This window comes from Nostoc sp. FACHB-133, assembly GCF_014698055.1.
Lineage (GTDB): Bacteria > Cyanobacteriota > Cyanobacteriia > Cyanobacteriales > Nostocaceae > Nostoc.
In genome coordinates, this window is record NZ_JACJSH010000037.1 from 38,580 (window position 1) to 63,855 (window position 25,276).

Annotated in this window: 30 protein-coding genes and 24 tRNA genes; 41 read left to right on the top strand and 13 right to left on the bottom strand. The window is 42.8% G+C overall.

All coding sequences use genetic code 11. The annotated features are described in order from the left end of the window. Window positions 1-10 precede the first annotated feature (10 nt). Entirely contained in the window at window positions 11-502 is a 492-nt protein-coding gene (locus H6G86_RS25060) for a hypothetical protein (RefSeq protein WP_199338418.1), read from the bottom strand. Between the two features lie 173 nt (window positions 503-675). Here H6G86_RS25060 and H6G86_RS25065 point away from each other — a divergent pair, with 173 nt between their 5' ends. Continuing rightward, window positions 676-1,029 (top strand): hypothetical protein, encoded by a 354-nt coding sequence (locus H6G86_RS25065; RefSeq protein ID WP_190936628.1) that lies wholly within the window; start codon window positions 676-678, stop codon window positions 1,027-1,029. Window positions 1,030-1,113: 84 nt separating this feature from the next. Here H6G86_RS25065 and H6G86_RS25070 read toward each other — a convergent pair whose 3' ends face one another. Then, a complete protein-coding gene (locus tag H6G86_RS25070; protein ID WP_190936598.1) occupies window positions 1,114-1,479 on the bottom strand; it encodes an S-layer homology domain-containing protein in 366 nt (121 codons plus the stop codon). 335 nt (window positions 1,480-1,814) lie between these two features. Between H6G86_RS25070 and H6G86_RS25075 the strand changes: the two genes are divergently transcribed. After that, entirely contained in the window at window positions 1,815-2,087 is a 273-nt protein-coding gene (locus tag H6G86_RS25075; protein ID WP_190936599.1) for a GlsB/YeaQ/YmgE family stress response membrane protein, read from the top strand. A gap of 309 nt (window positions 2,088-2,396) precedes the next feature. Here the strand turns inward: H6G86_RS25075 and H6G86_RS25080 are convergent, their stop codons facing one another. Together H6G86_RS25080 and H6G86_RS25085 are read right to left on the bottom strand one after the other, a co-directional pair. Further along, complete coding sequence (locus tag H6G86_RS25080) at window positions 2,397-2,819, bottom strand: hypothetical protein (protein WP_190936600.1); 423 nt, start codon at window positions 2,817-2,819, stop codon at window positions 2,397-2,399. A gap of 684 nt (window positions 2,820-3,503) precedes the next feature. Beyond that, the gene (locus tag H6G86_RS25085; protein ID WP_190936601.1) at window positions 3,504-4,616 is read right to left on the bottom strand and encodes a hypothetical protein; all 1,113 of its coding nucleotides are present in this window, start codon (window positions 4,614-4,616) and stop codon (window positions 3,504-3,506) included. Between the two features lie 216 nt (window positions 4,617-4,832). On the opposite strand from H6G86_RS25085, the gene H6G86_RS25090 reads away from it, so the two are divergent. Further along, the gene (locus tag H6G86_RS25090; RefSeq protein ID WP_190936629.1) at window positions 4,833-5,183 is read left to right on the top strand and encodes a hypothetical protein; all 351 of its coding nucleotides are present in this window, start codon (window positions 4,833-4,835) and stop codon (window positions 5,181-5,183) included. 34 nt (window positions 5,184-5,217) lie between these two features. Here H6G86_RS25090 and H6G86_RS25095 read toward each other — a convergent pair whose 3' ends face one another. Beyond that, window positions 5,218-5,622 carry a DUF4112 domain-containing protein gene (locus H6G86_RS25095; RefSeq protein ID WP_190936602.1) on the bottom strand — a complete coding sequence of 135 codons (405 nt, stop codon included), beginning with the start codon at window positions 5,620-5,622 and terminating at the stop codon, window positions 5,218-5,220. Between the two features lie 179 nt (window positions 5,623-5,801). On the opposite strand from H6G86_RS25095, the gene H6G86_RS25100 reads away from it, so the two are divergent. Further along, on the top strand, window positions 5,802-6,206 hold the full coding sequence (locus H6G86_RS25100; RefSeq protein WP_190936603.1) for a nuclease A inhibitor family protein: 405 nt from the start codon (window positions 5,802-5,804) through the stop codon (window positions 6,204-6,206). 5 nt (window positions 6,207-6,211) lie between these two features. Here H6G86_RS25100 and H6G86_RS25105 read toward each other — a convergent pair whose 3' ends face one another. Next, the gene (locus H6G86_RS25105; RefSeq protein WP_190936604.1) at window positions 6,212-7,078 is read right to left on the bottom strand and encodes a DNA/RNA non-specific endonuclease; all 867 of its coding nucleotides are present in this window, start codon (window positions 7,076-7,078) and stop codon (window positions 6,212-6,214) included. Window positions 7,079-7,265: 187 nt separating this feature from the next. On the opposite strand from H6G86_RS25105, the gene H6G86_RS25110 reads away from it, so the two are divergent. The 31 genes from H6G86_RS25110 to H6G86_RS25260 all read left to right on the top strand — a co-directional run bounded on the left by H6G86_RS25110 (window position 7,266) and on the right by H6G86_RS25260 (window position 13,488). Further along, window positions 7,266-7,781 carry a hypothetical protein gene (locus H6G86_RS25110; RefSeq protein ID WP_190936605.1) on the top strand — a complete coding sequence of 172 codons (516 nt, stop codon included), beginning with the start codon at window positions 7,266-7,268 and terminating at the stop codon, window positions 7,779-7,781. 174 nt (window positions 7,782-7,955) lie between these two features. Beyond that, window positions 7,956-9,041, top strand: coding sequence for a tyrosine-type recombinase/integrase (locus tag H6G86_RS25115; protein ID WP_190936606.1), 1,086 nt, complete (start codon window positions 7,956-7,958; stop codon window positions 9,039-9,041). Window positions 9,042-9,135: 94 nt separating this feature from the next. Beyond that, window positions 9,136-9,366 carry a hypothetical protein gene (locus tag H6G86_RS25120; protein WP_104902485.1) on the top strand — a complete coding sequence of 77 codons (231 nt, stop codon included), beginning with the start codon at window positions 9,136-9,138 and terminating at the stop codon, window positions 9,364-9,366. 113 nt (window positions 9,367-9,479) lie between these two features. Then, window positions 9,480-9,776: an HNH endonuclease gene (locus H6G86_RS25125; RefSeq protein ID WP_114084167.1), complete on the top strand. Its 297-nt coding sequence runs from the start codon at window positions 9,480-9,482 to the stop codon at window positions 9,774-9,776. Window positions 9,777-9,782: 6 nt separating this feature from the next. Then, window positions 9,783-10,007, top strand: coding sequence for a hypothetical protein (locus H6G86_RS25130; protein WP_190936607.1), 225 nt, complete (start codon window positions 9,783-9,785; stop codon window positions 10,005-10,007). Between the two features lie 76 nt (window positions 10,008-10,083). Continuing rightward, window positions 10,084-10,239, top strand: a complete 156-nt coding sequence (locus H6G86_RS25135) for a hypothetical protein (RefSeq protein ID WP_206758446.1) — start codon at window positions 10,084-10,086, stop codon at window positions 10,237-10,239. 437 nt (window positions 10,240-10,676) lie between these two features. Further along, the gene (locus tag H6G86_RS25140; protein ID WP_190936609.1) at window positions 10,677-11,198 is read left to right on the top strand and encodes an HNH endonuclease; all 522 of its coding nucleotides are present in this window, start codon (window positions 10,677-10,679) and stop codon (window positions 11,196-11,198) included. Between the two features lie 202 nt (window positions 11,199-11,400). Beyond that, window positions 11,401-11,476, top strand: a tRNA-Asp gene (locus tag H6G86_RS25145). A 3-nt stretch (window positions 11,477-11,479) separates the two neighbouring features. After that, a tRNA-Glu gene (locus H6G86_RS25150) sits at window positions 11,480-11,556 on the top strand. Window positions 11,557-11,559: 3 nt separating this feature from the next. Then, window positions 11,560-11,633: transfer RNA gene (locus H6G86_RS25155), tRNA-Arg, on the top strand. A 6-nt stretch (window positions 11,634-11,639) separates the two neighbouring features. Beyond that, a tRNA-Cys gene (locus H6G86_RS25160) sits at window positions 11,640-11,736 on the top strand. A gap of 5 nt (window positions 11,737-11,741) precedes the next feature. After that, window positions 11,742-11,818 (top strand) — tRNA-Ile (locus tag H6G86_RS25165). Window positions 11,819-11,821: 3 nt separating this feature from the next. Continuing rightward, a tRNA-Trp gene (locus tag H6G86_RS25170) sits at window positions 11,822-11,892 on the top strand. Between the two features lie 25 nt (window positions 11,893-11,917). Next, a tRNA-Lys gene (locus H6G86_RS25175) sits at window positions 11,918-11,985 on the top strand. A gap of 34 nt (window positions 11,986-12,019) precedes the next feature. Further along, window positions 12,020-12,093 (top strand) — tRNA-Glu (locus tag H6G86_RS25180). A gap of 6 nt (window positions 12,094-12,099) precedes the next feature. Continuing rightward, window positions 12,100-12,180: transfer RNA gene (locus H6G86_RS25185), tRNA-Tyr, on the top strand. A gap of 4 nt (window positions 12,181-12,184) precedes the next feature. Beyond that, a tRNA-Ser gene (locus tag H6G86_RS25190) sits at window positions 12,185-12,272 on the top strand. 6 nt (window positions 12,273-12,278) lie between these two features. Then, window positions 12,279-12,352: transfer RNA gene (locus H6G86_RS25195), tRNA-Arg, on the top strand. Between the two features lie 6 nt (window positions 12,353-12,358). Continuing rightward, a tRNA-Phe gene (locus tag H6G86_RS25200) sits at window positions 12,359-12,432 on the top strand. Between the two features lie 9 nt (window positions 12,433-12,441). Next, window positions 12,442-12,516 (top strand) — tRNA-Asn (locus tag H6G86_RS25205). 5 nt (window positions 12,517-12,521) lie between these two features. After that, window positions 12,522-12,599, top strand: a tRNA-Gln gene (locus H6G86_RS25210). Between the two features lie 5 nt (window positions 12,600-12,604). Continuing rightward, window positions 12,605-12,677: transfer RNA gene (locus tag H6G86_RS25215), tRNA-Gln, on the top strand. A 6-nt stretch (window positions 12,678-12,683) separates the two neighbouring features. Continuing rightward, a tRNA-Pro gene (locus tag H6G86_RS25220) sits at window positions 12,684-12,757 on the top strand. A gap of 5 nt (window positions 12,758-12,762) precedes the next feature. Continuing rightward, a tRNA-Lys gene (locus H6G86_RS25225) sits at window positions 12,763-12,835 on the top strand. A gap of 4 nt (window positions 12,836-12,839) precedes the next feature. Next, a tRNA-Leu gene (locus H6G86_RS25230) sits at window positions 12,840-12,913 on the top strand. Between the two features lie 10 nt (window positions 12,914-12,923). Further along, window positions 12,924-12,997: transfer RNA gene (locus H6G86_RS25235), tRNA-Thr, on the top strand. A gap of 5 nt (window positions 12,998-13,002) precedes the next feature. Continuing rightward, a tRNA-Gly gene (locus H6G86_RS25240) sits at window positions 13,003-13,073 on the top strand. Window positions 13,074-13,078: 5 nt separating this feature from the next. After that, window positions 13,079-13,154, top strand: a tRNA-Val gene (locus tag H6G86_RS25245). A 6-nt stretch (window positions 13,155-13,160) separates the two neighbouring features. Next, a tRNA-Arg gene (locus tag H6G86_RS25250) sits at window positions 13,161-13,233 on the top strand. A gap of 5 nt (window positions 13,234-13,238) precedes the next feature. After that, window positions 13,239-13,312: transfer RNA gene (locus H6G86_RS25255), tRNA-Ala, on the top strand. A 93-nt stretch (window positions 13,313-13,405) separates the two neighbouring features. Beyond that, window positions 13,406-13,488: transfer RNA gene (locus tag H6G86_RS25260), tRNA-Ser, on the top strand. Window positions 13,489-14,270: 782 nt separating this feature from the next. On the opposite strand, the gene H6G86_RS25265 is transcribed toward H6G86_RS25260, so the two are convergent. From H6G86_RS25265 to H6G86_RS25290, 7 genes are all read right to left on the bottom strand, one after another. Beyond that, window positions 14,271-14,615 (bottom strand): hypothetical protein, encoded by a 345-nt coding sequence (locus H6G86_RS25265; protein ID WP_190936610.1) that lies wholly within the window; start codon window positions 14,613-14,615, stop codon window positions 14,271-14,273. After that, complete coding sequence (locus H6G86_RS25270; protein ID WP_190936611.1) at window positions 14,612-15,205, bottom strand: ParA family protein; 594 nt, start codon at window positions 15,203-15,205, stop codon at window positions 14,612-14,614. The genes H6G86_RS25265 and H6G86_RS25270 overlap by 4 nt, the downstream gene beginning before the upstream one ends. A 212-nt stretch (window positions 15,206-15,417) precedes the next feature. Continuing rightward, the gene (locus H6G86_RS25275) at window positions 15,418-19,245 is read right to left on the bottom strand and encodes a plasmid replication protein, CyRepA1 family (RefSeq protein WP_190936612.1); all 3,828 of its coding nucleotides are present in this window, start codon (window positions 19,243-19,245) and stop codon (window positions 15,418-15,420) included. Then, window positions 19,242-19,574, bottom strand: coding sequence for a hypothetical protein (locus H6G86_RS25280; protein WP_190936613.1), 333 nt, complete (start codon window positions 19,572-19,574; stop codon window positions 19,242-19,244). The genes H6G86_RS25275 and H6G86_RS25280 overlap by 4 nt, the downstream gene beginning before the upstream one ends. Window positions 19,575-19,820: 246 nt before the next feature. Beyond that, a complete protein-coding gene (locus H6G86_RS39655) occupies window positions 19,821-19,955 on the bottom strand; it encodes a hypothetical protein (RefSeq protein WP_277883664.1) in 135 nt (44 codons plus the stop codon). A gap of 2 nt (window positions 19,956-19,957) precedes the next feature. Beyond that, window positions 19,958-20,281 carry a hypothetical protein gene (locus tag H6G86_RS25285; protein ID WP_190936614.1) on the bottom strand — a complete coding sequence of 108 codons (324 nt, stop codon included), beginning with the start codon at window positions 20,279-20,281 and terminating at the stop codon, window positions 19,958-19,960. Window positions 20,282-20,348: 67 nt separating this feature from the next. Beyond that, window positions 20,349-20,516 carry a hypothetical protein gene (locus H6G86_RS25290; RefSeq protein WP_167756046.1) on the bottom strand — a complete coding sequence of 56 codons (168 nt, stop codon included), beginning with the start codon at window positions 20,514-20,516 and terminating at the stop codon, window positions 20,349-20,351. A gap of 271 nt (window positions 20,517-20,787) precedes the next feature. Between H6G86_RS25290 and H6G86_RS25295 the strand changes: the two genes are divergently transcribed. The 6 genes from H6G86_RS25295 (at window position 20,788) to H6G86_RS25320 (ending at window position 25,275) form a co-directional block, all read left to right on the top strand. Then, complete coding sequence (locus tag H6G86_RS25295) at window positions 20,788-21,156, top strand: hypothetical protein (RefSeq protein WP_190936615.1); 369 nt, start codon at window positions 20,788-20,790, stop codon at window positions 21,154-21,156. A 3-nt stretch (window positions 21,157-21,159) separates the two neighbouring features. Then, entirely contained in the window at window positions 21,160-21,843 is a 684-nt protein-coding gene (locus H6G86_RS25300; RefSeq protein ID WP_190936616.1) for a hypothetical protein, read from the top strand. 67 nt (window positions 21,844-21,910) lie between these two features. Next, on the top strand, window positions 21,911-22,147 hold the full coding sequence (locus H6G86_RS25305; protein ID WP_242064953.1) for a hypothetical protein: 237 nt from the start codon (window positions 21,911-21,913) through the stop codon (window positions 22,145-22,147). A 107-nt stretch (window positions 22,148-22,254) separates the two neighbouring features. Beyond that, the gene (locus H6G86_RS25310) at window positions 22,255-22,446 is read left to right on the top strand and encodes a hypothetical protein (RefSeq protein ID WP_176726888.1); all 192 of its coding nucleotides are present in this window, start codon (window positions 22,255-22,257) and stop codon (window positions 22,444-22,446) included. Continuing rightward, window positions 22,439-23,107 carry a hypothetical protein gene (locus H6G86_RS25315; RefSeq protein WP_190936617.1) on the top strand — a complete coding sequence of 223 codons (669 nt, stop codon included), beginning with the start codon at window positions 22,439-22,441 and terminating at the stop codon, window positions 23,105-23,107. Before H6G86_RS25310 ends, H6G86_RS25315 begins: the two co-directional genes overlap by 8 nt. Further along, a complete protein-coding gene (locus tag H6G86_RS25320; RefSeq protein ID WP_190936618.1) occupies window positions 23,104-25,275 on the top strand; it encodes a hypothetical protein in 2,172 nt (723 codons plus the stop codon). Before H6G86_RS25315 ends, H6G86_RS25320 begins: the two co-directional genes overlap by 4 nt. Window position 25,276: the final 1 nt, after the last annotated feature.

Sequence of the window (25,276 nt, forward strand, 5' to 3'; positions counted from 1 at the left end):
CCCTCCCCCCCTACAGCTGCTCCATCTTAATCCCTGCCACTTCCATCATCACCGTAGTAATCGGCACAAGCCGCCCCACAGTGGTGTAGTGACTGCCTCCTACGGGTGTTGTAGTCGAGCGCTCCCGAAACCGCTTCATGGTAATCAAAAACCACTCCCGCGTCTTTGGCATGGGTAGCCTGTACAGTTGGCGAGTGTTAACAAAGTAATAAAACAGCCAATCTACCTCAGTGTACATAAAGCAGCCGGGGGTTCCCTTCTCTAAATTGCTGTGAGTCTCAAAGAACAAGTTACGAGTCTTGTTCCACCTATCGCCTTTAATCTCAATTAAGATTTCACCCGTCTGCGTTGTCCAAATGAGGTCAATATCTCTGCACTGGTAGCCTGGGTCATTTTCAACGTTAACAACACTAATAGTTTCTGGTTTGGAGAGCAGCCAAGCTTCCATATCAGTAGCAGCCAGCTTTGCCACTTCTTGAGCGTCGTGCATGGTGTAGGTCATAGCTGTATCTCCAGTACCAGCAAGGCGTATTAGTTTATTATTTTACTTATTGCTTCTCACATAAAGCACTTATAGAAATACAAGCGTTCACGTAGTGTCTTGTAGAGAGGAAATAAGGAAGCAATGCACCTCATAAAATGGGAACCCTGGTAATAGTTGCGTTTACCAGTCTCATGAAATTCTTAAACTTCCTCAAACCCAAACCAGCCCAGCCAACTATTGATTGCTACGGGCAACAAAGCTGCGGCGTTGAGCAACAGCAGATTCAATCGCTGATGGAATGGCTATTTGCTAGTTTAATGGCGGCTGGGTATGAAGGAAAGTCACACCTAATTTGGTACGACAGCGATAATCCCGACACCACCCTGGAGCAAACAGTTAAGAAAGTGATGAAGCGGGACGAGCCAATCTTTTTGTATCGCTGTGGTAGTCGGGTGCAGTCGCCGCCTACTGGGTATTACTGGCGAATGATGGACGAATACCCATCAATGCGGATTTATCAGTTAGAGGTTAAGGATGGAGAGTAATAAGGTTTTCAGCTAGCCCAAGTGGGAGCGATGCCACCGGAAAGGGCGCTTCCGCCATTGCATAAACTAACTGCTGTCGAATGCTTATTTTGTAGCAGGTGGGGTATCAACTCGCTCGTTGAGTTCTTGAAGTTGTTGGTTTAATTCCCTTTGTCGTTTGAGTAAAATTTCCAAATCTTGCTTAGTTGCTAAATCCGCCTTGTTAGCAGGAATAAGTTGATTTAGCCTGTCTAGGCACGTATTCAAGCCAGCAGCAAATTCATAGCGCGTAACTGGGCGCGAACCTCGATATGTACCATCAGGATATCCAGATAGGCAACCTGCCTGGGGAACTGTGTTGCGCCCATCGCTTGGTATTTGTGAAAGAGTTTTTGATGGATATAAAATAATTATTGCTAGTGCCAAGGTAGTCGTGGTGGCGAATGGGAGCAAGCCAGCAATTGATGACATCTTAAACATTGGTTGCAGCTACAAGCCATTTACTCCTTCACCTTATCAAATTAATATTAGGCTTTCAAACTTAGCTTAATTCTTAAAGTAGATGAGATAAATCATTAAAAATGCATATACTGCAATTATCAAGCAATGAATAAACGAAGCTCCTGGTTTTAGACCAACCAGGAGCTTTTTTATTAATTATCCATCTCAGTTAGGGGGTATATCACAAGAAGTAACAGCGTTCATCCTCAAGGCTATTAATAGTTGATTCTGCTGGTAGATTGAATGTCAATGTTTGGATTGCTATTGTGTATTTGTCAGTAAAAAACGTCTATCGAATTAAAACAATGAATATTCTTGCTTGGATTGTTTTAGGTCTAATTGCTGGTGCTATTGCAAAGGCTATCTACCCCGGTCATCAAGGTGGCGGAATTCTCGGAACAATCATATTAGGAATTATCGGTGCTTTTGTTGGTGGTAGTTTGGGTGTATTCTTCAGTACAGGAACCTTGACATTAGCCGCCCCGACACTGAGCATTCCTGGTATTGCAGTAGCGGTTCTTGGCGCAATTGTCGCTGTTTTCTTGTGGAACGCGTTAACTAGCCGCAGTGCAATCTAAGAAATTAAATTGGAATCAATTAATCATAAAAATCAGGGAATTCATTTCACTATATTTTATCCCTGAATTTAATTAAAACAGTAGCGTTTACCTAACTTTAGGTAGGCGCTAATATTATTTTGACAAATCGATGGCCACTTTTTGGCTTGATATTCAAAGAGGAAAAGTTGCACACAAGAAGCGATCGCTTGCTTCAAGGCAGTACACTGGTACTATGAAAATCCTTAAATCACATTCTTGCAGACAAATTTAATCATAATTTCGCTTTTTAGAAGTAATTTTATTTATGATTAAGTCCCTAAAAGGGTATCAAGAGAAATGATACAAAACATTTCCCTCTTCATTTACTTCAAAAGAAGCATTAAGTTCTTTAGCTTTCTCATCTAAATATTGTTTAGCTAATTGGGTTGATATTTCCGCATTTTTCGCCAGTTGCAATACCGTTATTCTGCCAGTATTTTGCTCAATTAATTCTAAGAATACTAACTGAAGACGCTTTTGTTCTGATTCCAGAAGTAATGCTTTTTCCTTTCGATTCTGCTGTACTAAAGACCAACTCAACCAGCCTCCTATAATGGTTGACGGAATAGTAAGAATACTTAGAGCAGCAATATCATTTTCTTTTTCTTGAGCGGGAGTTTTGGGATTGAGAATTTCTAGAATCATCACAGCAGAAAATGGAATACCAAATAATAGAAAACATATTGCTAAAATTTTTTTAACTAGTTTCATACAACCTTTTTCAGTTCCTCACAAATAATGTAAAAATAATCCCTCTATTATACAATGTATAATCAATTACTTGTTATGCTGGTATTTCGCTGATGTTTCCTCTCTTATCGACACTACCTGACCACTTGTAAATGCTGATGAGTGGCGATCGCACTCGTGGGAGGAATTAAACTGTGTGGGGTAGTTTACAAAAACGTCTTCAATGTACGTGAGATAAATTGTAGTGCAAGTTAAGAGTCTGTTCTCTAGTCGAACTTCCAGCGTTCGTACAACCAATGGACATAATCTAACACTAATAAGAATTTAACCTACGTAAGTAGCACAGTTAGTTATTATCCTGTTGTATTTTTAGCTTGGAATGCAAACTGACTACTGAACTTACGAGGTTAAATCAACAGTAATGTTAGCTAATTTTTGGTGCAAAGTTTATCGTAATGGGTGGTTGACAGGAGTAGTAAAGTTTTACTAATTACCTTCAACACACTATGTTTCTGGGGAATGTCCTGTTAACTGGAGAAGTTTTTGAGCGGTCATTGGTTCTTGAGCTTGATTAGACCACAAAAAACTTCAAATGGATACTCTGACTCACTCATCATTAGACTTCTGCAAGAAGTCTATTAACAAACCATTGGAGGCTTGTTTAATTTTTTCCATAATCTCGTTAGCCATAAAATTTATTTATGGTTATGAGCATTGATTTTTGAGTTTGCCAATCAGAGAATTAAGATTGATTTGAGTAGGCCAACCTTGAGGAAGATTTGCAGAATTATATCCTCTATCTTTCAATCCTTGAATAAATTGGTTGCGGATGTATGCAGTATCAAAAGTGCCAAGCCCATCAAAATAAACATCAGTTAGGTGAGCAGGGTCTAAAGCCATTTCACCTTTATATACTGCACCATCATTTGAATCATCCCAACCCCAAGGGGTATTAGCAGAATTTGTACTGCAAGTTGGTGTACCAGCGCCACACCCACCACTCGAATCTCCCTTGAAAGTTCCCCAACTAGCGAAAGTATTGGCAGAAGAACTTGATAAAGAAGCTTCATTTAATTGATGTTGCCACATTCCTGCTTCAGCAAACACATCAAGCAATTGATACTGTACATCGCGGTCATTCCCCGAAGCAGGAAGTTCTGCTGTAGTACCATTCGGATAATAAATAATCCCATCCTCGCTACTTGCACCCTTAAAGTTTCCAGCATAAGGCCAAGCTTTTAATCCATGACCTTTAGCTTCTTGAGTTGTTAATGGGTGCAATGAACCACTGTAACTATTCATTGTCAGTGTGCCATCAATACTTTCTGCACCATTGCGTAAAGGACTACCAGTTGGAGTGTAAGAGTAGAAATCGTTATGAAATACAGTGACAACGCCTTCTAATTTACCAAAAGCTGAACCGTCCTTACGGACAATTGTAAGTAAACCCTCTAAATCATTTTCGTGTTCTTGATCAAAAGGAATATCAGTCCAGTCTTGAGGATGGAAAAAGGAATATGTAACAAACCAATGAGTACAAGTTTCAGCTACAGAATAGTAAGCATGAGCAGAAAGTGGAAACAGGAAAAGGTTATCCCAGTTATTTGTACCTCGCCAATCGTTATCGTAATCAAATCGTGTAATGTAGTCTCCACTATACTTGGTGCTGTCTGTGTCTTGATAGTGAATAGGAGCATGATATAAAGCTAAAGCTAAATCAGTGGTGGATTGAGCAATTACTTTTGTATCTGTTAAAATGCCAATTACTATTGCTATAAGCAGTCCAAAAGCCACAAGAAAAAGTTTTTTGAAACTCATTCAGTTTCACCTTTGCTGATAAACAAGATTCAGTATAAAAGCCAATATTTAAGAATTGGTAATGACTCAGGTGATTCGTGCGATTATAAAGTTAAGATTTGTGTTGATGCTCAAATTAATCGTTTAGATTTAACTCAATTGAAAAAATGACATATTCAAAGAGGAAAAGTTGCACACAAGAAGCGATCGCTTGTGACAAAGCAGTACACTAGTACTATGCCGAAATTACCAGAGTGCGATCGCTGTTTACTTTACTCACACAATCCTCACCTCGTCTGTGCCGTTCATCCTGATGGGGTAGACGGTGATAGCTGCCTAGATTTTCGAGAAGACCCCAACGCCGAACCAGCAGAGCTGTGGCAACCGGAGGGGGCAAGCTACTACAACGGTGAATTAATACTGCAACCACAACAGCGATTGACGCAACAGCAACAGCTAGAACTGCTAGATACCCATCCTATGTTTACTGGCAAATGCCCTCAGTGCCAGCATGAGTTTGACCGCGACTGGTCGGCGCGGGTGCATTGGGATTGCCCTGAATGTGGGTGGATGGATGATAGCGTGTAGGGCAATTTCTGGAAAACTCTATCTACTTTCTTACTTAAACTTGGCTGAACTTACCAGAGTAAAGTTCATCAGATACTTCTTTAAGTTCTGGTTCAACCACTGTCAAATGTTGCTCCAAAATTGTTAAATTCCGAATATTAGACTTATAGAAAGCATCAAACAAATCACCTACTAAAGGCACAGTACCAACGACTGTTTCTAAACCTACATTAAAAATCATTTTGGCTAAGTCTTCACGCGGGATACCGAAGCGGGTTGCTAAAAATATGATATAAGCTGAAAACGCTGTACTGATTAAATCACCGGCACCGGGAATTAAACCGATAATTGGGTCTATTCCAATATGAAAACCCGTTAAAGGGATACGTATTGATGTATCCATCAAGCGGCTGAGTTTGCGGATGCGATTTAGAGTAGCAAGGCGTTTGGCAGCGTCCATAATTTCCTATATTTGCACTACTATTAAATTGCACCATTTTTAGTTATTTGTCTTGTACCGTTAGAAATAACAAATATGAAGAAAAATCCACCAATACTGCCTAAAAAAGCAGATAGATGGATGATATAGTTTATTGCGATGCCTGCCTACGGCGGTAAACTGCGCTCTATTAAGTGCTTATGACCAAAACTAATTCAGAAATCCTAGACCAGCTAAAACTTGCATCTGACGGCTTGTTATTTATGAGCGAATCCGAGTACCCGTTTGAGGTTTTTCTTTGGGAAGATGCTGCACCTATAACACCCCAAAAAGTTATACAACAAACAAATCATCCTCAAGATATACCCATTAAAATTGTGCAAATTGACGATTTTTTTCAAGTGGCAACGACAGAAGAAGATTGGCATGAGGAAGAAGAGAAAGCAACCGTCAAACGATTTCAAGCTCTTGTGCAAACACTCAAAGAAAACCTGAGCAATTTGCAGGTATATCGCCTTGGGGAAATAGAGATTGATGTCTATGTTATTGGTCAAACTCCAACTGGAAATTTAGCGGGGATTTCTACTAAGGTTGTAGAAACTTGACTTGCTTAAGGACTATCTACTTTGCTTTCAATAACTTCTTGAATATTTGGAGAGACATTAGAGAGAAAATCATAGCTTGTGAGTTTTTCTAATTCATCAACACTTACTTTATAAGCTCTCCAATCGTTGTTTATTTCTTGCTCGTTGGGGATGTTAACTGCGATGACACGAGTATTAGCGGTAATACCGTTAAGTCCAGAGTCTGGGGTGTCTAGTACGACAACGATTTTCCAAGTTGATTTGGGAACCGTCACCTTACCTTTAAGGGGTTCGCCAAGACTGCCAAAAGGCCCAGCTACGATATACAGTTCTTTACCAAGGCTTACCAGTTCTCGGCAATAATCTTCTAAATTGCCCCAAGTGTTCCGGTTGTTGTCCGGTGTCTGCGGCATCATGTTGGTCATCAGGAAAGTGGCGCTGTTATCTTCAACTGACCTAGTACGGTCTGCTGAGGGTGTAACATGACCTTTGTCATATCCTGAGCCTGTGTAAGCACTGGGAGTTATCCGCACCCAACCAGCAGGTAGTGTGCTGTCAGGGCGGAAGTTATTTTGACGCTCTGCATCACCCAGCCATGACTTATTTAACTGCCAACTCACCCAGTTGGCAGTTCCCTTACTGTTGTTGTAAGAAAGCGCATATTGATTTTTTACCATGAGGTAATTATCAGGCGTAAGCTTTGTAGGAGTTGCACTGCTGGGATTTCCTAAAAGCAGGTGAGGGCTTATTGAGGTAGGTACAATCGGCGTTGACTGTAATGGTTTTTCTGTTGTTGATGTTGGCACCTGGGTTTGCGCTGGCGAACACCCCAACAGAGCAATTAATGCAGTTGCAAAAGCCAAAGCCTGAAAACGACTGATGATTAAACGCATAAATTTTAGAAAAAGATTGCAAATTAAATTAATCATCACCATTTTTGAGGGGATGTCCAGTTTTTCAATACAAGAGCGTAGCTCCCCCCTGAAGCTCAAGTTTCCTCTAAGAAAATAGCGATGCCTAACGGCGGCAAGCAACGCTTTTCATCTATCATCAGTTTATTGCTATCAAAACTGATATCAAATGACTCAACAAAATTCTCCACCAAGCGAAATGATTCGCGTCCCTACTGCCTTAATTCCAGTGGTGCGGCGATTATCTAAGCTACATCGTCAAGGTCATACAATTGTCTTGCTGCAAGGCTTAGAGGAATTAATATCTCAGTTTGATAGCAATATTGATATCGATGTTACCCCAAGCAGCAAATCGGTTTTGCAGTTGGAGAAGAAGCTAGAAAGCAAGCTCGACGCAATGACCAAAAAGCTGGAACTCATCGAACGGGCTATTTCATCAACTCGATACAATAGTCAACCTAAACAAAGAAGACAAGCTAACCCATACCAACAAACCCTAGTTGAACTGCAAGCATTACCTCCTGAAAACCTAGCACCGCGACTAGGTTTAAGTCCGTCGAGCCTCGCACCGGAACGAGAAAAACTCACTACCAAAGAATTTATCAGTTGGACTCGTAACCGTGACCCAAGGGGCATAGGTTGGGAATGGAATCCAAAAGATGGACTTTACCATCCAGTGAAATAATTTCAAGTGCCTAAATGCTACAGCTTGAACACAAAAAACGGGGTGTTGCTTGACCACAAATAATGGAGCAAGTAGTTAAGCACATCCACTTAAAGAATAGAATAATATAAAAGCTTCCTGAAACCTCACTTCCAGGAAGTAAAATGTTTATCTGAGCGTAACCCTAAAGACCAGATGGATGTTACTAATATTGAGATTGGCTCTGTAGAAATTTTGCCTGCTACTCCCCAACCAAGTGTAATTAAAAACACTAATGCTCAAGTAACTCCAGAATTGGTAGAGGAGGTAATTCGGCAATATTATTACCGCACGCCTGCGGTGGGTAATGATTCTGAGTTAATTTTGGCTTGGGCTGGAAGCCAAAACCGCGAACAAACTAAACGAAAATACTACCGATTTGGTCAAAAATTGCTTGATTGGGTACGTCATGAAGGTATACCTGATTTAAGATTGCTACAGCAACCATTGTTACTAGAATTTATTGCTAGTTGGGGTGAGGTTTCCCCTTATACTAAATCTAACCGAGTGCTGATATTGCGATCGCTGTGGAGCTATGGGAGCGGGGAGAGTATTGGCTATTTTTTGCGGAATATTGCAAGTAGTATAAATTACGACAATTTCAGTAATTTACCGAAGGCAGAGCGATATCTAGAAGATTTCGAGATGAAGAAGCTAGCTGATGCTGCCAAACAGTTAGGGGGGCAGCATTGGTTGGTTTTCTGTCTGCTTTTTTACAGTGGGATGCGGGTTGGCGAGGTTGGTCGCGTGACGGTTCCGGGTAACGAACCGGGTAAACCCAAGGAAGATTATCCGGGTTTATATTGGCACAATTTTAAATGGCAGCCAGACCCGACACCGGATGATAGGCAAAGGGGGTATTACACGATTAAGTTTCGGGGGAAGGGGGGAAAGTACCGGGAGATAGGGTTAGACCACGAGACATCATCGCAGTTTAAGAAGTACCGGGGTATGGCTGGTGACAAAATGCCAGTGTTCCCTAATATGTCACCTGATCCAAAAAAACGGGGTCTGCCATTGAGCGATCGCTCGATTAAAAGTTTGATTCAAGACATATCTGAAGTAGCCAAAGTAAAATTTTCTTGTCACTGGCTCAGGCATTCTCACGCAACGAGGGCGGTGGATTATAAGAATGTTTTTGAGGTGCAAAATCAGTTGGGGCATAGTAAAACCGATACAACCAAGGCTTATGTCCGCACAAAAAAAGATGCAGGCACGGGTACAGTGTTGCCGAGGTTTTGATTGGTTGATAATTCCATAAACGGCTGACTGATAGCAGCGCTTTGTATTTGCCAGATGATGATGAGTGATGTGGTGATTAGTTCTGGAGGGAAATATGAAAGTTTCATTTGAAAAAACTTACCCAAATATTGCTCGTTGGGTAGATGAGCATGAAGGCTGGATTGAAATTGGTTATGACGTAGATAGTCCTCTCAATTCTTTTGTACGCGCACTCGATTGTGGTGGAATGTTTTGGCAGGGAAAAGAAAGTTATGAAAGTATAGATGCAGCACTGCAAGATTTAAATGCGGGGCTAGAAGCTGTATTAAAAGATATTTATGGCTAGTAGCGATGCCTGCGGCGGGCGGAGCCATCGCCTATATGTATGAATGAATTTGGTTAAGCTTTCGTACTGCTAGAAAGCATTACAATTGGTCAAGCTTTAGTTTAATTAGACTGATGACGTTTACCCATTCTCTATATCCAGATAATTGGTCAGAAATTGCCACTTCAGTTAAACAACAAGCCCAGTGGCGTTGTCAAAAATGCGGGTTACAGTGCATCGCCCCTGGTGAAAAAACATCACATCTAACACGCTCAAAACGCAGAGTGTACACCCTACAGGTACATCATTGGGACAGAAATCCGGCAAATAACCACAGAGGCAACCTTATAGCTCTTTGCAGTGGTTGTCACCTTCATTACCATCAAGGTGGTAAATCAAATGTAACACCTGGGCAGTTATCTTTGTGGTAGGTAAGTATGGATGATGATACTCAAGAACTAATCGCTATCCAAGAAGAACTAGAGCGACTGGGCGATCGCTTAAGAAAGATTTTTCCGTCAACTCATCCCCAATTTGATGACGTTTTTGAAGACGTTGGCGCGGCTGGATATTATCTTCGTGAAGCTGGTTATCGTCTGGAATCAGTTCTTAAAACCGTACAAGGTGATAGCGCAGCCTCTTCGAGTTCATCGAGCGTCTGAAGAAACTGAAATTGAGTAAAATTTCCTATCCTCAGACAAGCCAGCGCTCAAAGAGTAAGGGATATCCGCAGACTTGGTGCGAGTTTACCGACTTCAAGGCAAAGGCAACAATATCTTAATCATCAAAAAAGTCGATGCCTGTAGCGATGGTATGTCAGATAAAGAGTATCCATACTCGGCAATTTTTATCCTGGGGAATAAGGTTTTAGAAGGTTGTGCTGAGAAAAAATGATGCCCCATCTGCAAATTTAGCCTTTACCGCCAAGGCATTCACGCAGCGTTCGCCCGTCCCCAGAATTGTGCAGTAGACAAACGCATACTACAACTGTATTATTAATATAAGTCTCAATTACAAATACTACAAGCCTTCAATGATAAGCAGATTCTCCTCAACCATTAGCAGCGTGATACATTGCCGACCCAACAAGGGTTTAGGCAGAGTATTCGCGCTGTTTGCGTTTGAGGAAATGTATTGTTTTGTCGGCAGTAAATTGCAGCGTGAAAGTATTTTTGAAGCGATTACCGGATGGCTGAATCTAGATCAACTTATCCAAAGCGGGAGGTGCAAATGTCTTACAGCACCGACATAGGGCAAAAAGTATCAACTACCTGACCCCCGCTCCTGATGACCAGAGGCGGGGGTTATTTTTTGAGGAGTGGATTTAACGTATGCAAGCTCAACCACACATATTACAAAATTCGGTGGTGGTCTTTTCTAAGAACTACCTACCACTGGCACGTATCAACATTAAACGAGCAATCGTGCTGTTAGTCACAGGTCAGGCAGAATCGTTGAATTTTGGTACTACAAAGCAGTGGGAAGTACGCTCACCCAGTGTTGTACTACAAGTTCCCGAACATATTCGCTTGACTATGGGTAATCCCGAACGCCACTGGAAAGTACCACCTGTAAATCGGCGTGAAGTACTCAAGCGAGACAACCACACTTGCCAATACTGCGGCAGCAGCAAGTGTCTGACGCTCGACCATGTAATTCCCCGCTCAAAAGGTGGGCAACACAGTTGGGACAACGTTGTAACTGCGTGTGAGAAGTGTAATTCAACTAAGAGCGATCGCTTACCTCATGAAGCTGGAATGGTTCTCAAAAGTAAGCCTAAAGCCCCAATTCACCCAGCAGTAGCATTTGCTGAACAGTTTTGGAATGCACAACGCCTGAGTGAGAACGAGTAATTAACTTCAAACCTAGTCAGAGAGGGCAATAAGCTCGATTACGTAACACTGCCCTCTCAGTTCTTTCAAAAAGTTTGTAGTATGCCCTTGACATCTTGTAGTATATTATGTAGTATATATGTAGTGATGCACTACAGCTTCTCAAAAAGGCATAGCGCAAACACTTCTGAACCATGAAAACTAAATAATTGCCATCCAACGTGGGGGTGTAGCTTAGTCTGGTTTAAAGCAGTCGCCTGTCGAGCGAAAGACCGTGGGTTCAAATCCCATCATCCCCGTGTAGCCTTGTGGACGAATAGATAAGTCGTTCTGATTCTCAGTCAGAGAGAAGCGGGTGCAACTCCCGTCAAGGCTTCCAAATGAGGATGTAGCTCAGTCGGAAAGAGCGCTTGTTTCCGAAGCAAGTGGTCACAGGTTCGATTCCTGTCGTCCTCGTAGTATGTCCAGGTCGCCTAACAGTAGGGTATTGGTCTGCAAAACCGACTGTGCGAGTACCCTTCGGGAACGCTAACGCGAACGACTCTCGCCCTGGACTCCAAGCGTTGCAGTGTAGCGATTTACGGCAAAGCCCCAAGCTCATAACTTGGTATATGCGAGTTCGACTCTCGCCACTGCTACCAAATGCACAGATGGTGTAATGGCAACACCACAGTCTCCAAAACTGTTGTTCTGGGTTCAAGTCCTAGTCTGTGCGTTGCCGTGTCCTAATCGAAAAAGCTTACATACTAGCCGAATGGTAAGGCAACTGTCTCTTAAACAGTCTATGCAGGTTCAATTCCTGTGTGTGAATCAACAGCTTTTTCAACTTACATGGCATACATGGTGCAGAAGCGAAGTGGCCGAGCGGCACGTCTTTCAAGCGTGTAATTAGCGGGTTCAAGTCCCGTCTGCACTACCTTTTGGGTCGGCTCACCTATTGGTGTAGGTAACGGTCTGTAAAACCGCCGCGTTTGCGTTGCTGGTTCAATTCCAGCCCGGCCCATTATGGAGAGATTGCTATTGGCAGGGCAAGCTGTTTGCTAAACAGTTGTGAGATTCATCATCTCACTGTGGGTTCAACTCCCTCTCTCTCCGCCTTATGAGAACGTGGTGTAACTGGATAACACATCAGTCTACGAAACTGAAAAGTGAAGGTTCAAGTCCTTCCGTTCTCGCCTTACCCCCTGGTAGCTCAGTTGGTAGTAGCGCCTGTTTGAAGAACAGGAGGTCGTCAGTTCGATACTGACCTGGGGGACTGGCACATTGCCCCATAGCTCAATGGCAGAGCAACGCGCTGTTAACGCGGGGGTTGTAGGTTCAAGTCCTACTGGGGCAGCCATTCATTGCCGAGTGGACGACTGGGAAAGTCGCGCTCGTCTCTGAATCATAGAGATGTTGGTTCAACTCCAACCTCGGCAGCCAATTATTGCCCTGTGGTGTAACTGGCAACATCCCTCGCTTTGAACGAGGAGATTCCAGGTTCAAATCCTGGCAGGGCAGTATTATCCGGGTGTGGTGTAGCTTGGCAGCACTCCTGTTTTGGGAACAGGCGGTCGTAGGTTCAAATCCTACCACTCGGATTCGTGGGTCGTTAGCTCAATGGCTAGAGTTCCCGCCTTTTAAGCGGAGTGATCAGAGTTCGAGTCTCTGGCGACCCACCTTGCCCCTGTGATGCAATTGGAAGACATGACCCGCTTAAAACGGGTTTTCTACAGGTTCAAGCCCTGTCAGGGGTACTATCAAAATGCTGGTGTAGCTCAACATGGCAGAGCAACTGTCTTGTAAACAGTAGGTTGTAGGTTCAACTCCTATCATCAGCTTCAATGCGATTGTGGTGTAATGGCAGCATCAGAGTCTTCCAAACTCACGGTACGAGTTCGAGTCTCGTCAATCGCTCTTTTAGCCCTGTAACTCAGTTGGGAGAGTGCCTCTCTTACAAAGAGGAAGTCGCGGGTTCAATCCCTGCCGGGGCTACCAATTTATGGGAGTGTTGCCTAATGGATAAGGCATCGATCTTCTAAATCGAGCAATGTAGGTTCGACCCCTACCACTCCTGCTCATGGGTTCGTAGCTCTAATTGGGAGAGCGCCTGTTTTGCACACAGGAGGTTGTGAGTTCAAGCCTCACCGAATCCACTCTTGGTGTCTGAAGCCAAAGCGGTCGCGGCGCTGGTTTGTGGAACCAGTCATTAGGGAGTTCAAGTCTCCTCAGATACCCCTTGTTTATATGGAAGATGCTGCTCAAGGGAGGGCAACTAGTCTTGAAAACTAGAGCAGGATAACACCTGGGGGTTCAATTCCTCCATCTTCCACCTTCCACCTGAAGCCGAAAAGTGAGGCGCTGTGCTGATAACACAGATTATTGAGGGGCAGTACCTCTAAGAGTGGATTCTCCCTGCTCCAGTCCAGCGTAGACCGCCGCAGGCATTGCTCAAGCTCTCAACCAACAATTTTCTTAGAGGAAAGGCAATCCAGTGTTTCCTGCTGCGATCGCCTTCAAGCTTTAAGTTATTTTGGGCAAGCCTCCTTTGTGAGTTGTACATCAACTGAAGGTAATAGCTTAAGGTTCAGTGACCCGCAGCTAGAAGAGGCAATAACCCAAAGAGATGCTAGAGCAACTAACCCACCAACGATAATGAGGGCGGTTGATCTATGGTGAGAGTTTTGAGGTTGAAGCATTATTGTTCCCTTACAAACAGATTTAGGCTGTTCCAAGTTGGCGTTTAGCACGCTTACCTGAATGGTTTAGGAACTTTGATTAATATTTATTTTAATTTAATATGCCTAATATTTTTTTACATCTTTTACCAGAAGTTTACTTTTTAAGCAAGTATTTATACTTAATACTTCTGATAGATGAAAATAAAAAAAGCGGATACTCAGTTACTTGAGTTACATAGCCAAAAACTCAAATATCTGAAAATTTAACTTTTCAAGTTTTTGCGTATTCAATCAATCCTTTTAATCCATATAAATTTCACTACGCAAGCACTATTAATTGTTGTTTCCATATTAAGTGTTAAGTTCATCACTTTTTAATGACGAGCTAAAAACTCAAATATTTAACTTTTCAAGTTTTTGAATATCTGAAATTTCAGGTACGCAAATTTAGCCATTGCTCTAGCAAATCTTGAACAAGTTCGCTAAACTCCCGCTTTTCGCCATTCTGACTGGACTTTAACAGTTCAATTTTGACTGCTGTGTGAGTATTTCTTTTAATGTAAGCAGTTACCTGCTCATAGTCAGGGTCAGAGCGTTTGGCTTTGGGTCGTCCCCGTTTTGGCGGTTCGGTTTGCAATTGGGCAACGGGCTTTCGTTCTACCTTTTCAGGTTGTTGAACTTCTGGCAATTGAATTTCTGTTTCCTGGCTTTGATTTTCTGGCTCTGGTTCAGGTTCACGACCCTTTGCTGCATCCAAAATACCTTTGAATTTGCTCACTTAATCACCTCCTGACCGATACTTTGATAATCTCGCCAAGCAATTTTGGCGCGTGGGTCAGAAATTTTGTTAACTGGTACACCAGCTAACGCGGCTTTTTGAAAGGCAACTGCATCACGGACACTACCGTTAAATAGAGGTAATCCAGCTTCAGTTAACATTGCCCTTGCTTCTTCTCCATCTCGCCGGGGCTTAGGTGGAACGCGAGTAATAAGGATGCGGAATTTATCAGCACCTAACGAATTGAGAGTAGTAACAGTCTGCATCAGGGCATCAAGTGATAAAGCATCGGGGGTAGTGGGAAGCACAAGTAAATCACATCCTTCCACAAGTGCTTCTAAATCTTCCTGTTCCGGTCTTGCTTGGGTGTCAATGATAATGTGCTGGTAATTCTTCGCATACTTTGCAGCTTGCCGCTCATCAATCACTTTGAAGGGCAGAGCGCCACGTTTTGACCAACCGCTAGCAGAACGGTTTGGGTCGCCGTCAATAAGAAGTGTCTCGCCAAAGGCTTGTAAGTAAGTAGCTAAATGAACTGCTGTTGTGGTTTTCCCCACCCCTCCCTTGAAGGATGCAACTGTGATAATCATGGTGATATCTCAAATATTGAGTTTTTCAAATGCTGAAAACTTGAATTGTTAAATCTCTAAGTTTTTGCGTACTCAAAAACTTAACCCTCTGCGAATGTTATTACTGTACCAGCTATGCTCAGGCTTTTAAATACTTACATCTTTAAACTTTTGAATATTTGAGTACGCAAAAATCCAAAAATCTGTAAACAGTGCATTATTCTGATTCAATTTTAATTGGCTAGCAATAGTTGATTTAAAGGAATTGAGCATTCTTGCTTGTCGCCCCAGCATTTCCGAGCGATCGCTATTCCCCTGAAGACAGCTTTCAAAACATAGCTTCGGAAGTGGGAACCAAAACCCGTTTCCTTAATTTCAGCTTGTGTAGCGATCGCCTGCTGTGCCAATTCCTCTAAAGACAATTGCTGCTGATATTTTTGATGAAGTTGCCAGAGATGCGAACGCTGGTTTTCTGACAGTAGCGGCCAAACTTGATCAATCTCAGCTTGGTTCACCGCAACTTCTCCCCAATTAGAAATTTTTAGTAGTTTCTCAATTACCGCTTCTGTGGACTGCTGATGATTTTCAACTGGTAACTCAACCGCAATGCCTGCTCTGGGCGTAGCCATCGCCTGACTTTCTAAGTCATGAGTGATGACCATTGACTCAACTTCTTCTGCTAGGGTCTGTGTTTTTTGCTCTGCGTACTGTTCTTGTAATGTGGTCAGCGTATTAATTTCGGTTCCTGCAACTGCTGACAATTGGCAATTGGGAATTGTTGCAAGTGCAAGGGCCTCTAGTTTTGCTTTGGCGGCTTTTTCTCTGGCTAGGATATCGCGCTCTACCCATGCCGTGAAAACTTCCTCTCGGCGATCGCTAACGGGAACAGCGTGACCATCGACCAAAACCAGATTTCCCTCATCATCTTTTTGGAAGTCTGGCGCGGGGACACCGTAAATCCAGACTTGGTTGCCTCGTGTTCCCTCTCGCCGCAATCGGGGGAATTTATACCCAGTAAGAGATGCTAGTTTTTGACAGACTTGCATGGGAGTATTTAGCTTTGCAAACATATTACTCTTAGCGCCAAGAATTAAGCTCAAATCGGACTGATGAGTTTTTGCTTTCTCAAATACTGCTTGTGCTAATGGGTGATTGTTGCTCAATCCGTCCGTTTCTCGAAGCTCTTTGTACCCAATCCAGTCTAAAGCATCAATTTTTTTCCCAATAAAGCTTTTATTAGTATCGGGAATGAAATAATCTCCATCGCCATTTTTTAAAGCGGTAGACATGACGTTTATTTCTCTATCCGGTAGAAATTCCCTACCCACGCCAAGGTAGTAATCTAGTCGAATTATAGAATACCAGTTTTGATCATCTTTCTCTACTAATTCGGGAGTAACGGTCACGTTATAACGCCTTTCAATCTCACCTTTTCTGTGTTTTAACTGTTCGGACTCAGTTTTGCAATTCTGTTTATCTAGTTTCAAAAACTGTTCATCTGTAATGCTTTCAGACGCTGTGACATTTTCACAGTGTCCCGCATATTCTGATTTGCAGTTGTTGTAAATTTCTTGCTTAGTAGTCTCTACTTCTGCGGGTTCAGGTAACTCATCTGCGCCCACTTCACAGATGATATGTCCCTCAGATTTCAAATCACTAATAATTTGCGATTCATAGCTATTCATCCCATCATTGATGATTGCCCCTAACTTCGCCCAGGTATTAATGCAAATACTCTCAAAATTGCCTTCTATCGATTCCTCAAATCCCAAATCAACGAGCTTTTTAATATTGGCTTTATTCTTGATGTACTCACCTGCTAGTAATGCCTTGACACTATTGGAGCCATTGCCTACCCTATTGATGCCTACTGGATTAAGCCAGATATAACGAGGGACTGGAAGGCGGTAACGTGATAAATGCTGTCTGACACCATCGGTAGTTTGTACGCCTTGAAAAATCCCAAAAACATAATCAAAATGCTTTTCTTCAATTGATACCCCAGTCTCAATGGTCGAGGTAGTTAGAACGAGGTCATAGTTTTTAATTACCTCATTTAAATCATCTGTACAGCCAAAAGCCGGATGACCAAGAGTAGTTGTACTTTTAGAATCAATTCGTAAAATTCTCAGGTGTGGCAGCAGTTTTTTATAGTACGCCTCCAAATTGCGAGAACCCCATTTAGAACTAGCCCGTTGTCCAGACAAAGCAACAAAACACTTATCCCCATTCTCTAGTTTTTGGGTAAGGATTTTTACTAATTGTGCTGGATTATTACCCTGTACTAAATTTACCTGCCAAGGCTCTACAAACTGAAATGTATTTTCCACAAGAAAAGTGTCAATCTCTTGCCCAATTAGCCCTTTGATAAAGTCAATGCCAATATCGTTTAAGTCAGCATCAGCAATGAAGATTTTCCCACCATAATTAACAACATTCAGTAGCAGGCGTTTGAAGTTTTTGATGATGGCTACGCGATCTGTCTGACAAGTCGAACTGCTCAACAAATGCCAGATTAGCTGCATGATTTCATCCAAAATCAACCAGCACCCTTTCCACTCATCAGGGTTAAATTTAGCTTGGCTTTTTGGATGTAAGCTATCAATTACTAGCCCCATTCCGAAATGTGAGCCTTGCTCAGTCTGCTTCACTTCGGTAATGAAAGGTAATCCCAGTTTTTTTACAAGCTGGGTTGCCAGTTGCACCCGATGGGTAATTACTAACACTCTCCTCTCACCAGCGCGAATTATCGGGTCAGTTAGCCACTGGAGCAAGTGAGTTTTTCCTGTGTTCTTTGGCGATTTCAAGCCTATTAGCTGTTTACCCAAAGGAATAGCCAACTCACCCAAGTAACGCTGATTTAAGTTCAAATCTGGGGTGTATGTGAGCCGCCTTAGTTGCTTGGTGTTCCACTCATCTAATTTCAGAGCATCGCAGTAAATAGTATCAAATTGGTCGCGGCCGTAAGCGGCTAGTACATCATCAATCCCTTTGCCTAATGCCAAATGCCACCCCATTACTCGGACTTCACAGCCACGCAAAGATAAAAGCTTGGCAGTTTTAGCGATCGCACCATTCACGCTTCTAACCGTGGTGCGCTTCACATCGGCATCAAAACAGAAATAAATTCGCCTGCCTGATTGAGCATAAGCGGCTAACTGTGGGATCAGGTATGGTGCGCCGTTATTTTCGCCGTATTCATCCTTTGGTTGGCGACGGCCTCCCCATACTCCGGGTATACCAATGGCGACATAACCACAAGATAAGATTGCAGCTGCTTTTTTAGCACCCTCGCAGATGATAACGGGAATTTGGGTATTCTCTCTCACCCATCGCCAAAAATCACCATAAGGTAAACTTTGGTAATTTTCTGGTAGTGCCACATCGTAGCGGCGGCTAATTAATTCCCAGATCCGGGCGGGAATCCGTAAGGCAAAAATTTCTGTGTCAACTTTGGGGGGATGCTCATACTTAATTGCCCTGCTGTTACCCTCATCTATTCTTGGCGTGTTGGGCTTGAAGCATCCCCAAAGGGAATCTTCACCGGTGATAATATTTATTCCACTACACCACCACCCACCATTAGAGAGGTGAGCATATCGCCGCATATCCCCATCGCGTAACCGTCCATCATTACGGCGGCTGATTTTATCGGAGTAAAGGAGATAATCAAAAGCGGCATTCCCTGACAGCGATTTGAAGTTAAGTGCCGCTATCTCACTGTCAATTGCACTCTCCCCCCACTCTTGCCAGTGGCTTGGTTCAAAATTTTCTCTGACTGGCAAACTATAAGGTGCGAATGGTTCTTCAATTTCTTGATGATTACCCAGTACTTGAATTTCGCTATCATGGTGATCGCCTTGCGCCATGTCATTTTGGCTGGAGGCTACAACAACTTGATGGACTTTTCCATCTCTGGACTCAAGTCTTGAGATTTCATGCAAAGCCCAAGGGGTACTTCTGAGCTTACCTCGCTTGTTGAATTTTCTGAAAACCTGCCTTAGTTCTTGATTTAGTGATTTTTGGGGTGAGGCTATCTTGCCGAATCCTTTGTGATTCATACTGCCACCCCTCCAACCTTGGCTTCAATTTGGAGAAGTACGGCGGCCACCTGACCACTAAACCAGCCAAGCTTGACTAATCGCTGTAAGTAAAAGGACTTCTGTAAGTTGAGGTTAGGCGATTGCAGTAACTCATCCGGGTCGGGGCATGGTCTTAGAGCAACGTCACAGCAACCCGCTTTTAAATATTTGGTGCTAGTTCGGCGATCGCTTATATGGTTTGATAATTCCGAAATTCGAGATTCTTGATTGTTGGGGAAAGTTTGCGTTAGAATAGTAGGCTTTTCATTCGCAAACCCCTGTCTGTCAGAAGTGAGGGGTTTATTCATTGGGTTGTCCTTTGTTGGTTTGGACAGCCCCTTAACTTTTAAATTTGCAGATTGTAGGGATTAGTCGGTAAGCTAGAAGAATATATAAATTCGTTAGACTTGCTTGTTGCATTGTCTTGTGGTGAAACGTTTATCAGACGTTTCTTTGTGCGTGCTTGTGCTTACCGTTGGTTAATCCTTGCGATCGCACTCAAAAAGCTGAAGGCTGTGTAACTAGCATTTTTTTTGCTATTCATTCTGTGAACTTTAGATGAATTGAGCTAAAGTTTTATATCTTTTGTCTAGTTCTCCAAAATACAAACTATTGGCAAGGTGATCACCTACTCTGGGAATCTCTTCATATACTAGTAGCACCATTGCGTAGCTTGCCGCCGTAGGCATCGCTAGTTTTGCGGATCAATCCGTGTTAGCTGTACCAATATTGCGCCAAGTTGATTTAATGCTGCGTTAGTAGTGCGCTGATTCTCTAGAAAATTTTGCTTAAGTTCCTCATGGCTGTCGCGTAGTTCCAGCAAAACATCATCCATAACAGCATTACGAGCTAAAACTGTTTGGGCGGTGTTGATGTAATCATCCAACTGTTGCTGTGTGGTAGCTTGCCTATCTATTAAATTATTTTGCTGTTCGGCTACCCGTTCTAGGAATGCTTCAATTCGGTCAAGTCTGCTGGGTTGTCCCCCGTTGTATTGTCTTGGTATATCGCTCATTGTCCTGCCTCAATCATTTTGGCAATCGCAACTTGGCGTGAATAAATATCTTGAATTTGTGCTTCTGTCATACTGATTTATCTTGTTCTGCTTTCCTTTGTTCTGCGATCGCCCGTTTTACTAGCACCCTGGTCAATTGGGGAACCGTTAAAAACTCTTTATTCGCCCAATGGTCTAGAAATTTTATATCCTCCTCATCTAATCTCAAGGTTATTCGTGGCTTGCTTGAAGGCATAAGAGCAACTATATAAACACTTTTGTTCAATTATGGCTCCAAATACCTACCAAGAGCGGTTTTTAGTTCCTAGTTGACTAAGTGACGCACCTGTTGCTATATTAGCATCTAAGGCAATCGATCAACAACAAGCCACTAATTAGCGTCCTACGAGTAAGCCAAAGTATTACCCCATCTGGCTTTTAGCGATTAGGAGCGACATTGTGATGTGTACTTATTCTGATTGCTAGCTAGTTACTATCTGATTCACATTGATTACTGTAGTAAACCCATGAAACCTAGACGGAGCAAACATTCTACAGACCTAGACTCATTCCTTGATTTCCCATCTACCAAGACATATTTAGCTGAGGTCTTGGGTGTTAGCCGCTCGACTTTGGTCACTTGGGAGAATTTAGCCTTCTGGAGAATCCCCAGTTTCAGAGATGCCTACCCCAAAAAAGCCGATAACACTCATGATCGCGAGTCGCCCTTGTCGCCCTATCAAGCATGGGTTTTGGGGAGAGTAGGGCGATTAATGGCTCAACTCCGACGCAGCGAACGGGTGAAGCAGTACATTGCCAAAAACCCCAACGATTTTTCTAGATACCGCTATCAGCAAGCATTTGGGCAAATCCAAAAAATACAGAAGGGAGCGTAAATCATGGCAGCACGAAAGAGAACCACAGCAGCCCCAACACAAGACACAGTAAGCATTCATGATGCTTGCTTAAGGTATATGACCACAGAGCAGAGCTTGAGACTGGCTTTAAGCCATGTTCGCCCTGATGATTTCGACACTGTAAAGGCAGTTTCAGAAGCCGATTTAGAAGCGATCGCCTCATACTTTCAGCCAGAATTGCCAGTTGTGGCTAGCACCTCAGAGTTACCTGAAAATTCACAAAATTTTACACAACCGGAACAGTCCGAAAGTTCACAAAATTTTACACAGCAAGCATCTGAGCCAGCCACAGAACAGCCACAAAATGCCCTATCCCGACAAGGGCAACAGCAACATCTAACAGCCCCTACCCCCGGCTCAAGCCCTAACGCCCAACTGACGCTGATTGACCAGCTAACTAGACAGGCATCAGAAGAAATTGCAGCAGTAGACGCTATAGCCCAAGTTAAGAACCAACTGATTCTAAATAACTTAGCTGTGCGAGATGCGGAACTAACAGAGGGTATCAATCAGCACTGGCAACACCAAAAGCAAGGATATTTGGGAGCGATTAGAGATTTGGCTGGACTTGCACAGCAAAAGCCAGAAGTTACCCCAGATGAAACTGACCTGACCCAAGAAATTGAAGGCATCATCACCGAACTGGGAAAAAAGCTAATCGCGTGAGAGCGATCAACATCCTGTTATCTCCCCTCGACTTTGTTAACTGGTTATTAGAAAGAGTACTAACGCCATGACTTTTACAATTTCCGGCATTGAATCAGAGGTAAATATGAGCGGTAATTCCTTACCAGAGCTAGTTGCTCAAGCTCAGGAATTACTTGGGCAAATCCGCCAGCATCCACAGTTTAAAGGTTTGCGTTTCGATTGTGATGTAGCTTTTGGTGATGTTAAGCAATATTTCAACTATCTGGAATGGGCTGCTTCTGGTGACTCAGAGGTAGCTAAGTTTGAAGGTTTTACAGAATAATTCTTGCTGCCAACTCCACAGAACACAGTCGGTAGCAGATAAAGCCAGAATTAATGCTCTCAATAGTTTTGAGAGCTTTTAAGCATCAGATACCCGTCAATACTACCATGCAAGATGACTTAAACAGCCAAATTCAGGATGCAAAGACGGATGAAACAGAGCTAAATCTTGTCCTCAAAAAATACGATTTAGATGAGGAATTAGCGCTTGAATTTAGCGAAATCGACAAAGCATTTAGGCAATTGGAAATTAAATATCAATCCCTAGTCAACACCAGAAAATTTTTGAACAATGGCTAAAATTAACACTACAAAAGCAGCTGCTATTGCTGTAGCAGAAAAGTTGGCAGGACGTAAACAGAACTCGACATCTAGCACTAATTCCACATCTGCCACATCACCTGCCACTATTCCGATAGATAGTCGCATTCCTGGCTTACTAACTGTCACCCCTGACTTAGTACCGGGAATGATGCCACCATTCCAGCCCAATCAGTATCATATTTCAGATCCGCTAAATCCTCCTGAAACTCTTCCGCAGGCAAGCCAAAGCCAGCTAGATAAAGGTATGAAAATCTATGAAGGTTCTACACGGGCATTGAAACTTACCGGAGCAGCGCTTGACCTGACACGCGAGAAATTCACTGTAATTGGTAAACACTCAAAGGCTTTTGGTGCTGGCATCCAAGCCGCTACCGAGATTGAGAAAGTCAAAGGGAATTATTTAGATTACCTTAATCAAAAAGAAGTAACTACCCAAAAATCAGTTGTTTTAGATGTCAACCAAGTGAAGACGGTTGCCGATACAAGCATTTCCGTTCATAGCAAAGACGAACTAAATCAAAAGCTGTTGCAAGCCTCCATTAAAGCTGAGGAATCACGGCTAAAAACTGTTGAGTCTCAAGGGAAATTATCAAGCTTTAAGGCACAGTTAGGCGATTATATAGAGGTGAAGCAATGAAAGCAATACACGGGTTAGGACTTGGTGTATTTGGCTTCTGTACTGGCTTGGCATTTGCTTCTGGAGGGTTTTCCAACGATACAGCCAAACTAATCTCTATGCTTGGTATAGGGGCGTTGCCAGCAAGTTTTATTACTTATCTAGTCGCGGATACTAAATCACAAAGACTATTAACCCATGCCGAAAGTAAGAATGAACAAGCAGGTCAAACTCTGCATAAAATCATCAGGGATTTTGAAAGGAGCAAGTCAAGGTTAGCCACTGTTACTAGCCAGCTAGAATCTTTGAAAGATGAACTCAAAGAAGCGAGAAATACCATCAACTCGTTAGGTCATAACAAACTAGAAAGCACAGCTCTCATTGCTCAACTGCAAGCCAAGTTAAATCAATTATCTACACAGACTCAAAAAGATACCCAGCGTATTGAATATCTGGAAAGTGAGACTGAGCAATGGGAATTGAACTTTAAAACTCAAGTAGAAGCGGAGGCTAACAAACGCTTTCAACTTGCCAAGTCACAGGAATTAGAAAAGATTTATCATGAACACGATTCTATTACCTCTGAAGCTATGCAGCTATTCAGAAGGTTGCAAAACTGGGGTGAGAAAGTACACCACGGGCATCAAAGTAAAGCTGAAATTATCAAGAGTTTGGCAAGTAGCTACAACGAAAATTTAGATGAGGTTGGGGAAGCGATCACCAGTGAGCGCCAAAACTATATAGAGCAAATCGAGCTACTGAACGAGCGTGTAGGTCAGCTACAGCAACAATTGCTTGGTGATTTATTAGAACCCGTGTATGGTGAATTTGGCTTTGATATCAATGGGAAAATCGCCAACGAAATAGCGCGTACCTTGTTTAGTGATCTCAGGCTAGCTTTAAGCGTTAAAGGGTTCCAGGTGAAGCCTGACGGCGTTGTAGACATTGGTTATGGGTATTCGCGCTCTGTGCATCCTAAAGCGATTGTAGAGGCTATCAGCAAGCATTCTGAAACCCTGGCTAAAAAGTTAGGGCTATTCAAAATAACAAGCGTTCGCAAGCTGGAAATAACCGATTGTATTGTGGTCAGTTACCGTATGGGCCCAGCCATCAAAACAGATGAAATTAAGCTGATGGTTGGCACTCCTGACGAATTTATCAACTATGTAGTCAGTCACCCTATCCGCTATCGGCTGATAGCAGATCCGGGCGTTGGTAAAACCCCAACCACTGCGGTAATGATTAGCGAAATTGTCAAGGCTGGATGCACTCGCGGCAATACTGGCAAGGGTGAAAAAGTACCTCATACTCTGGTTACGGTATCTTACCCCGGTGCTGTTGCTTCACTCAAAGATAGTAATTATCCTTTAGAGCATTTCCTTAAGTATGGCGACACAACAGCCGCGATTAAATCCTTTGATGATTGCCTAGACGACGGAAATTTTCGAGTTCAAAACCCCACATTCGCTGCTAACTTCTTTCAAATTTGGGCGTGGGATGAATTAGATAACACGCTGAATTCTTGCAGTGAGCCATACAAGGCAGGGGAAAACCTCAAGAAGATTCTGAAACAGTTTGGTCATAATAACATCGGCTGGATTGTGTCGGGTCAATCAGTGATGACCAAACAAATCCCAGGTTTTACCAACGATGATCGGTCACTTTTTACCGAAATCATCATTGGCATTTCCAAAATTAGACATTACCTAAATACCTACGGAAAGGGCAAAAACAGCGAGTCTAACCTAGCTAAATTGACTCGCAATTTAGACGCTATCGAAGAATACATCGAACATAAGAATGAGCTAGTTACCGACGATGCCAGATTATTGAGAGTAGCCTTAGTAGTCGATTCTCGTTCACCTAAGCTTTATTTTTTACCTAATCTCGATAAAGTTAGTTTCAACTATTCATTGATAGAAGAGACAAAGCGACTGGCAAGAGTTGCCAAGTCCCCTGACACGGGTTACACGAGATTGACACGCGATACCTTAAACTCAAGCATAGCAAGCACTGACACGGTGATGTCAGCCGCGTCATTTCCGACTATAGGGGGTAGCTGCCAAAGTGACACAAAGCCTTATTGTCCCCACTGTGGCCACGCAAATTTAACCGTAAGAAAGGATAAAAGATATTACTGTTTGAACTGCAAAAAAATAACAGTTTCTAATAAAATAATTTGGAAATAAA

What these genes read in the sequence shown, in the direction of transcription:
- H6G86_RS25320 (WP_190936618.1), top strand. Translation starts at nt 23,104, where the DNA reads ATGAAAGCAATACACGGGTTAGGACTTGGTGTATTTGGCTTCTGTACT.
- H6G86_RS25095 (WP_190936602.1), bottom strand. Translation starts at nt 5,622, where the DNA reads ATGGACGCTGCCAAACGCCTTGCTACTCTAAATCGCATCCGCAAACTC.
- H6G86_RS25305 (WP_242064953.1), top strand. Translation starts at nt 21,911, where the DNA reads ATGACTTTTACAATTTCCGGCATTGAATCAGAGGTAAATATGAGCGGT.
- H6G86_RS25070 (WP_190936598.1), bottom strand. Translation starts at nt 1,479, where the DNA reads ATGTCATCAATTGCTGGCTTGCTCCCATTCGCCACCACGACTACCTTG.
- H6G86_RS25085 (WP_190936601.1), bottom strand. Translation starts at nt 4,616, where the DNA reads ATGAGTTTCAAAAAACTTTTTCTTGTGGCTTTTGGACTGCTTATAGCA.
- H6G86_RS25065 (WP_190936628.1), top strand. Translation starts at nt 676, where the DNA reads ATGAAATTCTTAAACTTCCTCAAACCCAAACCAGCCCAGCCAACTATT.
- H6G86_RS25315 (WP_190936617.1), top strand. Translation starts at nt 22,439, where the DNA reads ATGGCTAAAATTAACACTACAAAAGCAGCTGCTATTGCTGTAGCAGAA.
- H6G86_RS25110 (WP_190936605.1), top strand. Translation starts at nt 7,266, where the DNA reads ATGACTCAACAAAATTCTCCACCAAGCGAAATGATTCGCGTCCCTACT.
- H6G86_RS25285 (WP_190936614.1), bottom strand. Translation starts at nt 20,281, where the DNA reads ATGAGCGATATACCAAGACAATACAACGGGGGACAACCCAGCAGACTT.
- H6G86_RS25105 (WP_190936604.1), bottom strand. Translation starts at nt 7,078, where the DNA reads ATGCGTTTAATCATCAGTCGTTTTCAGGCTTTGGCTTTTGCAACTGCA.
- H6G86_RS25115 (WP_190936606.1), top strand. Translation starts at nt 7,956, where the DNA reads ATGGATGTTACTAATATTGAGATTGGCTCTGTAGAAATTTTGCCTGCT.
- H6G86_RS25130 (WP_190936607.1), top strand. Translation starts at nt 9,783, where the DNA reads ATGGATGATGATACTCAAGAACTAATCGCTATCCAAGAAGAACTAGAG.
- H6G86_RS25100 (WP_190936603.1), top strand. Translation starts at nt 5,802, where the DNA reads ATGACCAAAACTAATTCAGAAATCCTAGACCAGCTAAAACTTGCATCT.
- H6G86_RS25290 (WP_167756046.1), bottom strand. Translation starts at nt 20,516, where the DNA reads ATGCCTTCAAGCAAGCCACGAATAACCTTGAGATTAGATGAGGAGGAT.
- H6G86_RS25310 (WP_176726888.1), top strand. Translation starts at nt 22,255, where the DNA reads ATGCAAGATGACTTAAACAGCCAAATTCAGGATGCAAAGACGGATGAA.
- H6G86_RS25275 (WP_190936612.1), bottom strand. Translation starts at nt 19,245, where the DNA reads ATGAATCACAAAGGATTCGGCAAGATAGCCTCACCCCAAAAATCACTA.
- H6G86_RS25125 (WP_114084167.1), top strand. Translation starts at nt 9,480, where the DNA reads ATGACGTTTACCCATTCTCTATATCCAGATAATTGGTCAGAAATTGCC.
- H6G86_RS25090 (WP_190936629.1), top strand. Translation starts at nt 4,833, where the DNA reads ATGCCGAAATTACCAGAGTGCGATCGCTGTTTACTTTACTCACACAAT.
- H6G86_RS39655 (WP_277883664.1), bottom strand. Translation starts at nt 19,955, where the DNA reads ATGCCTACGGCGGCAAGCTACGCAATGGTGCTACTAGTATATGAAGAG.
- H6G86_RS25120 (WP_104902485.1), top strand. Translation starts at nt 9,136, where the DNA reads ATGAAAGTTTCATTTGAAAAAACTTACCCAAATATTGCTCGTTGGGTA.
- H6G86_RS25075 (WP_190936599.1), top strand. Translation starts at nt 1,815, where the DNA reads ATGAATATTCTTGCTTGGATTGTTTTAGGTCTAATTGCTGGTGCTATT.
- H6G86_RS25280 (WP_190936613.1), bottom strand. Translation starts at nt 19,574, where the DNA reads ATGAATAAACCCCTCACTTCTGACAGACAGGGGTTTGCGAATGAAAAG.
- H6G86_RS25300 (WP_190936616.1), top strand. Translation starts at nt 21,160, where the DNA reads ATGGCAGCACGAAAGAGAACCACAGCAGCCCCAACACAAGACACAGTA.
- H6G86_RS25080 (WP_190936600.1), bottom strand. Translation starts at nt 2,819, where the DNA reads ATGAAACTAGTTAAAAAAATTTTAGCAATATGTTTTCTATTATTTGGT.
- H6G86_RS25140 (WP_190936609.1), top strand. Translation starts at nt 10,677, where the DNA reads ATGCAAGCTCAACCACACATATTACAAAATTCGGTGGTGGTCTTTTCT.
- H6G86_RS25295 (WP_190936615.1), top strand. Translation starts at nt 20,788, where the DNA reads ATGAAACCTAGACGGAGCAAACATTCTACAGACCTAGACTCATTCCTT.
- H6G86_RS25270 (WP_190936611.1), bottom strand. Translation starts at nt 15,205, where the DNA reads ATGATTATCACAGTTGCATCCTTCAAGGGAGGGGTGGGGAAAACCACA.
- H6G86_RS25060 (WP_199338418.1), bottom strand. Translation starts at nt 502, where the DNA reads ATGACCTACACCATGCACGACGCTCAAGAAGTGGCAAAGCTGGCTGCT.